A 14,406-nucleotide genomic window follows, 5' to 3' on the forward strand; every position below is an offset into this window, starting at 1 on the left:
TATACGGACAATCATGCCCCAGGCCTGGCGTGAAGACTTTCAAGGGTTGCTGAAGACTGATTCAGCAAAAAACCGAAACCGCGGGGTTGTGTTGCAATCAGGGCGAGGTCAACTGCGGCCCGATTCGTTCCAGCAGAAAATCAATAAACACCCGTACGCGATGGGGCAATTGCTGTCCCGGGCCGATGAACACGGCGTGAATCGCTTCGGTTTCACCACTGTCGAATGCCTCCAGCAGCGGTATCAGGCGTCCCGCTTCGATGTCGGCGCTGATGTGGAAATTCGCCAGCCGGGCGATCCCTAATCCGGCCAGCGCCGACTGACGCATGCTCTCGCCGTCACTGAGCAGGACATTGCCCTTGGGCTCGATTTCGATACGTTGACCGTCAGCGCCGCGAAAAACCCAGGCCTGGGAATGGCGATGAAAACCAAAACTGAGGCGGTTATGCCGCTGCAACTCCTCCAGGGTTTTCGGCTGCCCCCAGCGGGCGAGGTAACCCGGTGAGGCCACGGTGATCTTGCGGCTTTCACCCAAACGGCGCTGAACCAGGCTCGACTCTCTCATCGGGCCGGTGCGGATCGCGACGTCCGCGCGTCGCTCCAGCAGGTCCACCACGGTGTCGGTCAGCTCGACGTTCAGTGTGATGTCCGGGTAGGCCGCAAGAAAATCCGGCAGCAGCGGCAGCAGGCAATGCAGACCGAACGGCAGGTTGGCGTTGACCTGAATCAGCCCGCTGGGCCGGGTCACGTTGGCGATATCTCGCTCGGCGGAATCGATCAGTTCAAGAATCCGCAGGCATTCGTTGTTGAACCGCTCGCCTTCCGCCGTGAGCTCCAGACGCCGCGTCGAACGATGCAACAAGCGCGCACCCAAGCGCGCCTCAAGTCGCGCAATCAGTTTGCTGACCGCCGAGGGCGACATGTCCAGGCGTCGTGCGGCTTCAGAGAAGGTGCCTGCGTTGACGACCCGGGTGAACACTTCCATCTCGCCGGAGCGGTTGATGTCTTTGATCGTTAGCATGAACTTGATTCACAGATACTTGTAGTTCCAGCAGTCTAGCTCATATACGGAGTGGGTCGTATCGTGACCGGATTCCTTGACCAGGAATACCTGCGCCTTCCATTTAATGCGAGGCCGGGCATAACTCAAAGATGCAAGGGAGATAATCCATTGAAAATTTTCGTTACCGGCGTGACCGGTTACATCGGCGGTTCCGTGGCCAAATACCTGGTGGATGCGGGCCATGAAGTCAGCGGCCTGGTGCGTAACCCGGAACACCGCGCAGCGTTGCAGGCACTGGGCATCACCCCGGTACTCGGCACCCTCGATGATGCTTATATTCTCAGCGAACAGGCGCGCGCTGCCGACGCGGTGGTCAACGCCGCCAACTCCGACCATCGTGCTTCGGTGGAAACGTTTATCAGCGCCCTGAGCGGCAGCGGAAAAGTGCTGTTGCACACCTCGGGTTCGAGCGTGGTCGGTGATGATGCTCGCGGCGCCTATGAACGCCCGGATATCTTCACCGATGAAACGCCGTTCACACCGATGGACATCCGCAAGGACCGGGTCGAGATCAATCAGCTGGTGCGTAATGCCGGCGTTGAGCTGGGTATTCGCAGCATCGTGTTCTGCCCGACCATGATTTATGGCGAGACGTTGGGCGTGCCGGCGAAAAGCGATCAACTGCCGAAACTGTTCGCTCAATCGCGCAAGTATGGCGCGGGAGCTTATATGGGGGCCGGGGTGCATCGCTGGTCCAACGTGCACATCGAGGACCTGGCGGAGTTGTATCGTCTGGCTATCGAGAAGGCGCCTTCTGCTTCGTTATTCTTTGCCGAGAATGGCGAGGCTTCGTTTATCGAGATTGCGACGTCGATCAGCAAGTCGTTGGGTTTTGGCGGGGCGATTCAGAGCTGGCCGGCGGATGAGGCGATTGCCGAGCTGGGGGATTGGGCGCGCTTTGCCATTGGTTCGAATAGCCGTGTGCGTGCGGTCAATGCTCGTGTGTTGCTGGGCTGGGCGCCGAAGCGGGAGTCGATTCAGCAGTGGATCGAGACTAGCGGTGTGCAGTGGTGATTGTTCGCTTTATGTTGTGATGCTTTTAGTTGTGTATATATCCGTTTCTTCGGTAACGGCGGCTTTTGGTTTCGCCCTTACGGCGAGTCACTTGGAAGAGCCCCAAGTAACCAAGGGCTCTTGCCCCTTTCGTTCGGTGCCTCGCTGTGGCTCGCCATGCCCTCGCTCCGGTCCTGCTCCGTGGGCACGCCGCCATCGGCCATCCATGGCCGGGGGCGGCTAACCCGGCATCCATGCCGGGTTGCCCACTGCGCAGAACCTCCACTCGGCCTCTCGAGGGGGCGCTCAGATCAAAAGCTGAAGGCGAGCTAACGCTCGACCTGATGAGTGGTGAGAAGCGAAAGCGTACGCGATTCCCTGTAGGAGCCGGCTTGCTGGCGATGGCGGTGGAACAGTCAACGTGTGTATTGGCTGGACAGACGCTATCGCCAGCAAGCAGGCTCCTACAGGGGGAACGCGTAAATGTCCGAAATTAGTGTGGCCACCACAGTACGGGAGTGTACGTACGGTTGAAGAGCCAGATCGGCTGGCAGGCCACCTCGCATTGCTGTTGCCGTAGTCGTCCCCCCTCGAAAGGCGCGCACGTTACGGATTTCCTGTAGGAGCCGGCTTGCTGGCGATAGCGGTGGATCAGTCAACGTATGTATTGGCTGGACAGACGCTATCGCCAGCAAGCCGGCTCCTACAGTTGATCGTATTTATCCAAACGCATACGCATTTCCCTTGTAGGAGCCAGCTTGCTGGCGATGGACGTCAACGATAACGCGGGCTGTCTGAATGAACGCGTTGTCCGGTCGTTTTTCGCGGGCAAGCCTCGCTCCTACAGGGAATCGTGTGCGCTTTTGATTCCCACCACTCATCAGGCCGAGCGTTAGCTCGCCTTCCGCTTTTGATCTTGAGGTACACGCCCCCTCGAGAGGCCGAGCGCAGGTTCTTCGTAGTGGGCAACCCGGCATGGATGCCGGGTTAGCCGCGCACGGCCAGGGATGGCCGATCGCGGCGGGCCCACGGAGCAGGACCGGAGCGAGGGCATGCCGAGCCATGGCGAGGCACCGAACGAAAGGGGCAAGAGCCCTTGGTTACTTGGGGCTCTTCCAAGTGACTCGCTGTAAAAGCGAAACCATTAGCGGCCGTTATCGCAGAAACGGATATGTACACAAACACCAAGCAAAAAAAAACGTGCAACCAGCGCGCTCGTCAATGAACACCCCGGTCACACGTACAGGCCCATAACGCCCAAAGGGAAAAACCTCAGGCGACCTCACCAAAAGCCGCCTCAATCAGTCAGCAAAAAACCGCAATCAACCCAGCACTTCCAGCGCCACACTTTCAATCCCGGCCGCATCAAGCCGGTAATGCCGATAAAGATGAGTCGGCGGCGCAATCAGGCTGTACTCGTCGTAAATGCCATGCCGCCGCACTTTGACCCCAACGCCCTCTTCCGCAATCACCTCACACACCGCCCCACCCAAGCCGCCGATGATGTTGTGCTCTTCCACCGTCAGAATCGCCCGGCTATTGCGCGCCGCAGTCAGCACCGCCTCACGGTCCAACGGCTTGATGGTCGTCATGTCGATCACCCCCACCGAACGCCCTGCGGCATTCAACGCCCGAGCTGCTTCAAGGGCCGGGTGAACCGTGGAGCCGGTGGCAATAATCGTCAGTTCATCGCCCGTCAAGTGCACAGTGGCTTTGCCGAAGACAAAGTCCGGAACGGTGTCATACACCACCGGATCACGCCCGCGCTGAATGCGGAAATAGATCGGTTGCGGGTAGTTGGCCGACGCCAGAATGGCCGCCTTGAGCTGATTGCCGTCCGCCGGAGCGACCACTGTGATGTCGGCAATCGAACGCATGATCGCCAGGTCTTCAGTGGCATGGTGCGAGGTGCCGTAAAAGCCCAGGGAAATCCCCGCATGGTGACCGATCAAACGTACCGGCAACGCGGAGTACGCCACGTCCATGCGGATCTGCTCGCAGCACAGCAACGGCAGAAACGAGGCAAACGTCGCCACAAACGGCTTCATGCCCACCGCCGCCATGCCGGCTGCCGCCGACACCATGTTTTGCTCGGAAATCCCGAATTGCACGAAGCGCTCCGGGTGCAGCTGCGCAAATTTCGACAGGCCGTTGGAGTACTGCAAGTCAGCGGTGCCGGCGACAATCGGCTCGCCCTGCTCGACCAGTTCGATCAGCGCATCGGACAAGGCATTCAAGCTGGGTGTCTGGCTGTTCAGTTCCCGGTACTGCCAGGAGTTGTTCGACAGAGGTGCGGTATTCATGAGTTAAATCACCTTGCTTTTGATTTCGTCGATAGCACGTTGCGCATCTTTCGGATCGAGATAACCGAGGTGCCAGCCAGGCTCGGTTTCCATGTAGGAAACGCCCTTGCCTTTCACCGTGTTGGCGATGATGCAGACCGGCTGCGTGCGAGTGGTATCAGCCTTGAGGCGACGCAACAGGCGGGTGACCGCCGCCAGGTCATGCCCGTCGACCACGTGGGTTTCCCAACCGAAGGCGATCCATTTGTCCGCCAGCGGTTCGATGCCGATGACGTCGTCGACATTGCCGTCGAGCTGGTAGCCGTTACGGTCGATGATCGCCACCAGGTTGTGGACTTTATGGTGAGCCGCTCCCAGCGCCGCTTCCCAGACCTGCCCTTCCTGCATTTCACCGTCGCCGAGCATCACGTAGGTGGTGAACGACTTGCCGAGCATGCGCCCGGCCAATGCCATGCCCAGGCCGCCGGACAAGGCGTGCCCGATGGAACCGGAGGAGAAATCCACGCCCGGCACTTTGCGCATGTCGGGGTGATCGCCCAGCGGGTTACCGAGGCGCGTGTAGTTATCGAGGATCTCTTTCGCAAAGAAGCCCCACTCCACCAGCACCGGAAACAGGCCGACCGCCGCATGCCCCTTGCCCATCATGAAGCGGTCTCGATCAGGCCATTTCGGTTCGCCAAACCGCAAGTCCATCACGTCGTAATACAGCGCGGCGAACAACTCGGCGGCGGAAAAAACCGAGGTGTAGTGACCGACCTTGGCGATCTCGATCAGCCGGATGGTTTCCAGGCGAATGAACTGGGCTTTTTCCCGCAGGCGAGCCAGTTCAGTGGCGGTCAGTTCGAACGCGCGATCACCTTCGCGCAGGTCCTGTCTTGTCAAATCAGTCATGTGTAGTGTCCAGGCGCATTACCAAAGTTGCGGCCACATCCGGGACGTGGCCGTACACACGCACGCAATCGCGACAAGGCGATTACTGCGCTTTCAAACGCGGTGTCATGTAGTCGTTCAGACGGGGCATGACCTGCTGCGCCGTCAGCTCCATCGAGCGCCGCCACAGTGCTTCGTCATCCCACTCGTGGAAGGCGGTCATCAAGGTGCCGAACGGCCCGGTCTGCTCACTGAACGCGACCAGTTGTTCGGTCACGGAATTCACGTCGCCGTAAATCACCATTTCCTTGATGCAGTGATCGACCGTCACTTCCGCATCGGTCATGTCGGGGCGGGTCTTGAAGATCTTGGTGTAGTTGTTGGAGGACAGGTTATCGATCATGTAATCGAAGTAACGGCGCAAGGTGCAGCTGTCTTGCGCCAGGTAGTCTTCGGCTTGGGCCTGGGAGTCGGCGACGAACACCGAACGGGCCACGCGCCAGTTGTTCGCATCGGCCTTGACCCCGGCACTTTCGGCGCCCTGGCAGTAAGCCAGCCAATGGGAGGCCACGGTCGCCGTCGGGTTGAAGTTGGCCGACATCAGGTCCCAGTCTTTGGCCCCGGCCAGTTTCGCCGTTCCGGAAAACGGGCTCATGGCCGTGGTTGCAACCCGTGGGAACGGCTTCTGGAACGGCGTCGGCATGTAACCGATTTCCAGCTCGTGATTCACCGAGTCCTTGAGGCTGACCTGGAAGTGCTCCGAGGAAAACTCGTAAGGGGCACTTGAGTTCCAGATGGCGCGGATCATCTCGTAGCATTCGACCATCATCTGCCCACGGTCCTTGCCGTTGCTGCCGAACACCTCGAAATCCGAGGCCAGGCCGCCCGGGCCGATGCCCATGATGAAACGGCCCTTGGACATGTGATCGAACATCGCGGCGTCGGCGGCAATCCGCGCCGGAAAATGATGCGGCAGGTTCAGCACCCCGGTGCACAATTTCATGCGCCGGGTCAGCGGAATCAGGGCGGACATGAATTGCAGGGCATTGGTCACCGGCTCCGTGCGTTGCGAGGTGTGCTCGCCGACCCAAAGCTCATCAAAACCGACGGCGTCGGCGTGGACGGCGCAGGCAATATCCTGATCGTACATCTCGTGATAATCCCAGCCCTTGTGATGAAGGGGCTGCATGAACATGGCAAGTTTCATGTCGTTCTCCTGCTGTTTTCAGTGACCGGTGCGCTGCTTGATTTCTATGCGCAGCACACCGCTTTCAGGACGTGCGCTCGTTTTGCAGGCGTGCCAGTGCCGGCGCTGCAAGTCGCAACGTTCAAGGGATGCGTTCAATTTTTCGCGGCGATCGGCTTGAGCAAGCGCAATCAGCCGCGCCTTTTCAACTGCCGTGCAGTAACCAGCCGCCGTCCACCAACAGATCGATACCCGTCACGTAGGAGGCCAGTGGCGACACCAGAAACAGCACCGCATTGGCGATCTCGAAGGGCTCTGCCGGCCGCCCCAGTGCAATGTTGTTCAACACGTTGTTCTGTCGGTGTTGCGCCAGCAGCTCCGGCTCCAGATTGCCTGGCGTTGCCGTCAGCCCGGGGGATACCGAGTTGACGCGAATGTTGAAGGCGCTCAGGTCCTTGGCCAGGCTTCGTGTCATCGCCAGCACCGCGCCTTTTGACGCGTCGTAGGTGCAGTGATTGGCCATCGGCCGGTGACCGCAAATCGACGACAGATTGACGATCGCCCCGGCACTCGCCTGTTTGCGCATCTGCCGTTGAGCGGCCTGTGCCCCCAGAAACACCGCACGCGTATTGATGGCGTGGAGTTCATCCCAGAAACCTGGATCAATGTCGTCAACGGCCTTGAGCGGATAAACGCCTGCGTTGTTGATCCAGATATCGAGGCGGCCGTATCGCTCGATGGCAGTGTCTGCCAGGCCCTGGATGTCGGCGGGACGACAGACGTCGGTGGCCAGGAACGAAACGGCAAAACCGGCTTCGATCAGTTCATGGCAACGCTCCGGCGCCAGGCTGCCGATCAGCACGTTGGCCCCGGCTTCGGCCAGCCGTTGGCTGATGGCGAACCCGATGCCACTGCCACCGCCGGTGACGACGGCGGTTTTACCGCGCAAGTCGAGCAACTCGGCAAAGGGCCGGTAAGGTAGCGGTTGATACGGGGTAGACATGATGGAGCTCCTCAGTGACAGCCCGTTATCAAGCGGTGGCCAGGGTCATGATGGTGTCGGGCGCGATCTGCGGTCGGTGCAAAATCCCTTGGGAACAACCGCGTGCCATGACCATCACTCGATGGGACAAACCGATGACTTCTTCAAGGTCAGAGCTCACGACAATCACCGACACGCCGGTCTTCGACAGTTCGATGATCAACTCGTAAATCGCCGCCCGCGCACCCATGTCGATGCCCCGGGTCGGCTCATCGAGAATGATCACTTTCGGGTTGCGCGCGATCCATTTCGCGATGACCACTTTCTGCTGATTGCCGCCCGACAACTTGTCGAGCATCTGTTCCGCCACGCCCTTGATCCCCAGTGTCGCAATGCGCTCCTGGGCAAACGCCAGCACCCGCTGATTGGCCATGACGCCGCAGGAGCTCAGGCTGTCGAGATTGCAGTAGGCAAGGTTTTCGGCAATGGTCTGGCTCAGCACCACACCTTCGGACTTGCGGTCTTCGGGGATCAGCACCACGCCGGCACGGATCGCCGCCAGCACGTTGTTGGCCGGCAGGTGCCGGTCACCCAGCATCACCTTGCCGTGATTCACCGCACTCAACCCGGCAATCGCCTGAACCAGCTCCGTGCGGCCGGCGCCGACGATGCCCGCGATGCCGAAGACTTCGCCGGCCTTCACCGAAAACGAAATGTCGTGGAAGCGCCCGGCCTTGTCCGACAGCTGTTCGACATTCAACACCACCTCTTCGCGAGGCGCTGGCAGCTGCGGAAACAAGCGCTCGATCGAACGTCCGACCATCTGCGACACCAGCACGCTGACATCGGCCGTTCCGGTTTCGTGGCGAGCAATGAGGTGGCCATCGCGCATGACCACCACCTTGTCGGCGATCCTGGCAATCTCCTCCATCCGATGGCTGATGTAGATGAAAGAAACGCCCTCTTTCTTCAACTCTTCGATCTGCCTGAACAACAGGTCGGTCTCTTCCTTGCCCAGCGCCGCCGTCGGTTCGTCGAGGATCAGCAGCCGCGAATTGAACGTCAGTGCCCGGGCAATCTCCACCAGTTGCTGCGCGGCGATTTTCAACTGGCGCACAGGGGTGTCCGGCGAGATATCGAGGCCCAGTCGACGCAGCTGTTTTTCTGTCTCGCGGTACATGTGCTTGCGGTCGATGATCCCGTCCCGGGTCGGTAGATGGCCGAGAAAAACGTTCTCGGCCACGCTCAGGTCAGGCAGCAGATGGATCTCCTGATGAATCATGTTGATCCCCAGGGCAATCGCCGCCCCCGGACCGGTCGGTGCATAGGGCTGGCCGGCGAGGAACATCGTGCCTTTGGACGGCGTCAGCGCTCCGGCGACGATGGAGGAAAAGGTCGATTTGCCCGCACCGTTTTCCCCCAGCAGCGCCACCACTTCCCCGTAACCGATATCGAGACTGATGTCCTCCAGCACCTTGACCGAGTTGAAGGATTTTCCGATGTTGCAGGCGCTGAACAGCGGCGCCTGATCGCTGGTGATCGCTTTCATGACGTGCCCTCCTTCGCCGATCTCAAGGATGTTGCTCAAGGAAAGCCGCGACGTTTTCCCGGGTGGTGACGAAGGCCGGCAGCAGCTGGGTCTTCTCGACCGGTTTGCCTTGTTGCAGATTCACCGCAGTGCGCAAGGCTGTACGACCCATTTCCACCGCTTGCTGGGTGATGGTCATGTCCAGTTTGCCGTCGCGGATGGCTTCCAGCGCCGACGGCAAACCGTCGTAGCCGAACACCCAGACCTTGTGATCGATGTTGGCGACTTTGACCGCCTGGGCGGCACCGAGCGCCGGGGCATCGGAACGCCCGATGAAGACGTTGATCTTCGGGTTCTTCTGCAGCATGTCCTGGGCGACTTTGAAGCCGTTGTCCTGTAGCCAGTCGGTAGGCTTCTGGTCGACGATTTTCATCTCCGGCGCCTGGGACAGCACCGCGTTCAGGCCCTTGGCCCGAGCCACTTCCGTCGAGTCGCCCAAGGTGCCCTGGAGCAGGCCGATTTCAGCCTTGCCCCCGGTCAGCGCGATCATCTGCCGGGCCAGCTCACCCGCTGCCGCCAGGTTATCGGTGGAGATGTAGGCATCGCATTCGACGTTCTTCGGGAAATTGTCGATGCAGATCACCGGCACACCCTGCTGGCGCGCCAGCCGCACCGGCACGGCCGACGCCGCGCTGCCCGTGGCGGTATAGAGCAGCACATCGATGCCCTTGCTCAACATGTCCTGAATCTGGCTGACCTGGCGGGCGGGATCGGCCTGTGCGTCGGCCACCAGCACGTTCTTGATGCCCAGGGTCTTGGCCTGTTCCATGACGCCGTCACGGACCATCAGGTAGAACACCCATTGCAGGCTCGGGATCGACATCCCGACAGTGATTTGTTCCGCCGGTTTACTCTCGGCGTGAACACCGGCCGACATCATGCAGGTCAACAGCGGCAGCCACAGAAAGCGCCGCGAAAATGCGTGGAGGTTCATGTCTTTATCCTTTTTATTGTGTGTTGGACGGTTCGACCACAGGGGGTTCAGTCAGCTTTGCGCTTGAGCAGATCGAGCATCACCGCGAAGGCAATCACCGCGCCGATGACCACTTGCTGGACGAAGGGAGAGATGCCGGCCAGGTTCAAGCCGTTGCGCAAAACGCCGATGATCAGTACGCCGACAATCGTGCCGACCACGCTGCCGGCGCCGCCCTTGAGGCTGCCGCCACCGATGACCACCGCCGCGATCACATCCAGCTCATAACCGACACCGGCGCCCGCTCCGGCTGTGTCCAGGCGCGAGGTCATGATGATTCCGCCCAGAGCGGCGCAAATGCCCGAGATGATGTAGACGGCACTGGTGTAGCCCTTGACGCGGATGCCGGCGAGCTTGGCCACCTTGCTGCTGCCGCCGATGGCGTACAGGCTGCGGCCGGGGACGGTGAACTTGAGAACGAACCAGAACACCAGGGCCAGCACGATGAAGCAGGTCACGGTCAGCGACAGCACACCGCCGTAGCGAATCACCGAGAGGTTGCTGAACCACTCCGGAAAACCGCTGACTTGCGCGCCGTCAGTAACCATGTAGGCCAGCCCGCGAGCGATGGACATCATTGCCAGCGTCGCAATGAAAGACGGCAACCCTGCCCTGACCACCATCAACGCCGTGGTTGAACCACACGCCGCACCGGCAGCGATCGCACCGAGCATGGCGACCCACATCGGCAAGCCGAGCACCTGTTCGAGCCAGCTCATGACCATGATCGCCACCGCGAGCACCGCGCCCACGGACAGGTCGATACCGCCGATGAGAATCACCAGCGTCATGCCCAGCGCCATGATGCCGAGCACGGTGACTTGATCCAGTACGTTGAGCAGGTTACTCAACGTCAGAAAACTATCGGTGAAGACTGTTAATACCGTGCATAACAATAAAAGGCCGATCATCGGGCCTGCGACATTGGTGTCCAGTCCGATCCACTTGGGAATGGACCCGGACAGTCTCGATTTCACCAGCAACTGATTATTCATACCCACATCCACTTCTTATCTAATTGTTATAAGACCGAGCAAGACACAACGACTGTTTAAATCCCAAGTTCCCTGTAACGCCCGCCCATATACAGAAGCGGCTCTTCCAGAGGTTGCGTAATCACATCAATGACGTTGCCGACAAATATGGTGTGTGTACCGTGTTCGATTTCCTGCACCACTTCGCAAAAGATCGCAGCCTGCGCGTCGACCAGGTAACGAATGCCGTGCATGCCGGTCTGCCACTCGCCCGCAACAAAGCGCTGCTCGCGCAGGTCCGGCTGACTGAAAATCTTGCAGATCGGTTCGTGGTTGTTTTGCAGCATGTTCACGCAGAACAGCCCGGAGCGTTTGATCACGGGTGAGGCGCTGGCGCTTCGGTTGATGCAAATCAGCGCCGACGCGGGGTCCATCGACACCGAAGAAAAAGCGGTGGCCGCCAGACCATGGGGGTGGCCGTCATCATCGAGTGTGGTGATCAGGGTTATGGAGGAGGCGAAGCGACCCATCGCCAATTTGAATTGGCCGGCCAGATCAATCGCTGGGGCGGCCTCTTGATATTGAACACGCATACATAAACCCTCTTCTTATTGTGACTCATCAAGCGCAGGCATTCATTATTAACAATCACCCAGCATTTTCTATTCACTTTTAAAAAATTGACTTTTCAACTATTCCGAAAGGTGAAGCCAACAACAAACTCATTTGAATTACCTTCACAAGTGCCCTGAAACGCCCGCCCCAAGGGGCTCTCATGTTTATGGCCGTACTTATCAACGCCGCCGACAATATGGCTTTAACTGAATAATCGGCCGATACTTCATGAACAACTAACAAGAAACTTCCGCGAGACGAACTGCCATGGTTGATCGATTACAGGACATGCGAATGTTTCGCCTGGTCGTGCAGACCGGGTCACTTTCAACCGCCGGGCGACAAATGGGCCTGTCGCCAGCGGCCATGAGTGGCCGGCTCAAGGCGATGGAGGAGTTCTATGGTTTGCGCTTGCTCAAGCGCAACACCCGCAGCCTGAGCCCCACCGCCGAAGGGCAGTTGCTGTTTGAGAACGCCCTGAAAATTCTCGAACAGGTTGATGCGCTCGACAGCGTCATCAAAAACGGTCAAAGCGACCTGCTGGGCACCATCGGCCTGACCTGCCCGACCGACCTGGGTCGGCAGTGGGTCAGCCAATTGGTCGATGCGTTTATCCGCGAAAACCCGCATGTCAGCATCCGCCTGTTTTTCACTGACCGGATACTGGACTTCGTCGAGTCCGGCTCGGACATCGCGATCCGTTTCGGCGACCTGCCGGACAGCTCGCTGATCGCCCGCAGCCTGGGTGTGGACCGGCAAATGGTCTGCTGTTCGCCGCAGTACCTTGAACAACACGGCACGCCCCTGCACCCCGAAGACCTGCATCAACACAACTGCCTGGTGCAACTGCGTGCCGACTTTGCACTGGATCGCTGGAAGTTCATCAACAAGGGCGTGCCGACCACGATTCAGGTCAAGGGCAACCGGCTGGCCAACGACGGCTTTACCCTGCGCCAGTGGGCGGTTCAAGGCTTGGGAATTATCTGGAAGTCGGTCTGGGAGGTGGCGGAGGACATTCAGGCCAAGCGGCTGGTGCCGCTGCTGGAAGACTATCAATGCCCTACCACGGGGTTCCATTTACTCACCGAAGGCGGAAAGAAATTGCCGCCACGGGTCAGATCCTTCGTGGAGTTTGCCGTTCAGTACTTCAAGCACCTCGACACCGCGTCGCGACACATTCTGAGCCCGACGCCCGACGCCATCGTGCTCAGGGAAGCGAAACCGCCTGCAGATCGGCAAATACCGGCTTGAGGTTTGTCAGCATCCGCTCATAGGCCTTGCGCATGCCGGCATAGAACGCCTGTTTCGAAACGTCGGGCAAGGTCAGGGTTTCGTCCGGACGCGGCCAATCAGTGGCGGTCTGCTGCAAATCAGCGAACACCCCGGCACCGTGCCCCGCCAACATCGCTGCGCCGAGCACACCGTACTCGGCGGCCGGAGGTTTGCGATAAGGCAGGCCCAGCACGTCGGCCTTGATCTGGTTAAACAGCTGGCTGCCGGACCCGCCGCCCAGACTGAATACATCAACCGGATCGACAACGATCTGCATGTCTTTCATGCACCCGAGAAAACGCGCGTATTCGTAGGCAATCGACTCCAGCATCGCCCGGTATTGGTCGCTGCGGTCGTGGGTCCAGTCGAGACCGACGAAGGCGCCGGCCAGCGAGGCATCGAACGGTGCATGGCGCCCGCCGAGATGGGGCAAGAACAATAATTTATTGCGCTCGGCCAACGGCACGGCGGCGCGCTGTTCGAGTTGTTGGCATTCGACGCCATCGAGACCGAACCGATTGAGGCTGATGCCGGCCCCACCGACGTAGGCCATCGAATAAAACAGCTCGGGGATGCAATGCCGGAACGTGGTGAGGGTGTTGTGCTGGGAGTCGACCGCATAGTGGTCGAGCAACGTCGCCAACACTGAACCGGTGCCGGCAATGTCGAACAGTTGCCCCGGCGTGAAGGCCCTGGTGCCCAGCAACGAGGCGGCGATATCCCCACAGCCGGCATAAATCGGTGTGCCGGCCAACAGTCCGCAAACGCTCGACGCACTGGGGCCGACCGAGCCGATGCGATCCCAGGGTTTTACCAGCGTGGGCAGCCGGTCGGCCTCAAGGCCGAATGCCTCAATGAGCGAAGTGTTCCATTGCATCGCCTGGCTGTCGGCAAAACTGTTGAAGCCCAGGTAGGTGTAATCCATGAACGCGGCATCGCTGTTCAAGTCGGCCATGCGCCCCGCCACATACGCGGCCGGCATGATGATCTTGCTGATCTTGCGATAGGTGTGTGGTTGCTCCTCGCGCCAATACAGCCATTTCGCCGCGTGATTGGCACTCACCGGGCCACCCGAGCATTGGATGATCTGTGGCTCGCAGGTCTTCAGTCGCGGGACCTGATTGGCGCAACGCAGATCCAGCCACGAGTCATAAGGCGTGGTCGCCTCCCAGTCCCGGCCGATGGTGGAAATCCCGGCCATCTGTCCGCAAATCGCTAGGCCGCCAACGTCCGCGAGCTGGAAGTCGGACTGACTCAAGGCATCCTTTATCGCCAACAGGACCGAGGCATACAGTTCGTCAGGGCTCTGTTCGAACACCTGACGCGCAGGATTCAACAAACGTGTGGGGCGACTGGCGGCGCCCAGGTTGCGGCCGTTTTCGTCCATGACAACGACTCGAGTGCTTGAGGTGCCCATGTCCACCCCAACCAGCAATGCTCGACTCTTCAAGGGTTGGCGCTCGCACAATTCAGCGGTGATTGTTATGCAGACAGAATACTGTCATCAAACACCCTGCGCATTAACTGCCACTGTCCGTGCGAAAAAGCCTGAGCGCCGGTGGTCAGCGGCGACGGCGCAAAATTTCA

12 protein-coding genes are annotated in these 14,406 nt (G+C 59.6%); 2 read left to right on the forward strand and 10 right to left on the reverse strand.

Annotated elements, in window-relative coordinates:
- Nucleotides 1-97: 97 nt before the first annotated feature.
- Nucleotides 98-1,021, reverse strand: coding sequence for a LysR family transcriptional regulator (locus IB245_RS19415; protein ID WP_192228382.1), 924 nt, complete (start codon nt 1,019-1,021; stop codon nt 98-100).
- A 150-nt stretch (nt 1,022-1,171) separates the two neighbouring features.
- Here IB245_RS19415 and IB245_RS19420 point away from each other — a divergent pair, with 150 nt between their 5' ends.
- Nucleotides 1,172-2,077 (forward strand): NAD-dependent epimerase/dehydratase family protein, encoded by a 906-nt coding sequence (locus IB245_RS19420; protein WP_008035828.1) that lies wholly within the window; start codon nt 1,172-1,174, stop codon nt 2,075-2,077.
- Nucleotides 2,078-3,378: 1,301 nt separating this feature from the next.
- Here IB245_RS19420 and IB245_RS19425 read toward each other — a convergent pair.
- From IB245_RS19425 to IB245_RS19460, 8 genes are all read right to left on the reverse strand, one after another.
- Nucleotides 3,379-4,359, reverse strand: a complete 981-nt coding sequence (locus tag IB245_RS19425; RefSeq protein ID WP_192228383.1) for a transketolase family protein — start codon at nt 4,357-4,359, stop codon at nt 3,379-3,381.
- Between the two features lie 3 nt (nt 4,360-4,362).
- Nucleotides 4,363-5,250: a transketolase gene (locus tag IB245_RS19430; protein ID WP_192228384.1), complete on the reverse strand. Its 888-nt coding sequence runs from the start codon at nt 5,248-5,250 to the stop codon at nt 4,363-4,365.
- 82 nt (nt 5,251-5,332) lie between these two features.
- Nucleotides 5,333-6,436 (reverse strand): LLM class flavin-dependent oxidoreductase, encoded by a 1,104-nt coding sequence (locus tag IB245_RS19435; protein WP_192228385.1) that lies wholly within the window; start codon nt 6,434-6,436, stop codon nt 5,333-5,335.
- Between the two features lie 184 nt (nt 6,437-6,620).
- The gene (locus tag IB245_RS19440; protein ID WP_192228386.1) at nt 6,621-7,418 is read right to left on the reverse strand and encodes an SDR family NAD(P)-dependent oxidoreductase; all 798 of its coding nucleotides are present in this window, start codon (nt 7,416-7,418) and stop codon (nt 6,621-6,623) included.
- 28 nt (nt 7,419-7,446) lie between these two features.
- Complete coding sequence (locus IB245_RS19445) at nt 7,447-8,946, reverse strand: sugar ABC transporter ATP-binding protein (RefSeq protein ID WP_192228387.1); 1,500 nt, start codon at nt 8,944-8,946, stop codon at nt 7,447-7,449.
- A gap of 22 nt (nt 8,947-8,968) precedes the next feature.
- A complete protein-coding gene (locus IB245_RS19450) occupies nt 8,969-9,919 on the reverse strand; it encodes a sugar ABC transporter substrate-binding protein (RefSeq protein ID WP_192228388.1) in 951 nt (316 codons plus the stop codon).
- 47 nt (nt 9,920-9,966) lie between these two features.
- Complete coding sequence (locus IB245_RS19455; RefSeq protein WP_008033226.1) at nt 9,967-10,953, reverse strand: ABC transporter permease; 987 nt, start codon at nt 10,951-10,953, stop codon at nt 9,967-9,969.
- Between the two features lie 56 nt (nt 10,954-11,009).
- Complete coding sequence (locus tag IB245_RS19460) at nt 11,010-11,525, reverse strand: flavin reductase family protein (RefSeq protein WP_192228389.1); 516 nt, start codon at nt 11,523-11,525, stop codon at nt 11,010-11,012.
- Nucleotides 11,526-11,814: 289 nt separating this feature from the next.
- On the opposite strand from IB245_RS19460, the gene IB245_RS19465 reads away from it, so the two are divergent.
- A complete protein-coding gene (locus IB245_RS19465; RefSeq protein WP_263864902.1) occupies nt 11,815-12,798 on the forward strand; it encodes a LysR family transcriptional regulator in 984 nt (327 codons plus the stop codon).
- On the opposite strand, the gene IB245_RS19470 is transcribed toward IB245_RS19465, so the two are convergent.
- Nucleotides 12,755-14,242, reverse strand: a complete 1,488-nt coding sequence (locus tag IB245_RS19470; RefSeq protein ID WP_318652975.1) for a xylulokinase — start codon at nt 14,240-14,242, stop codon at nt 12,755-12,757. The genes IB245_RS19465 and IB245_RS19470 overlap by 44 nt on opposite strands.
- Between the last annotated feature and the right edge of the window lie 164 nt (nt 14,243-14,406).

The organism is Pseudomonas sp. PDM02, from assembly GCF_014852285.1.
Classification (GTDB): domain Bacteria; phylum Pseudomonadota; class Gammaproteobacteria; order Pseudomonadales; family Pseudomonadaceae; genus Aquipseudomonas; species Aquipseudomonas migulae.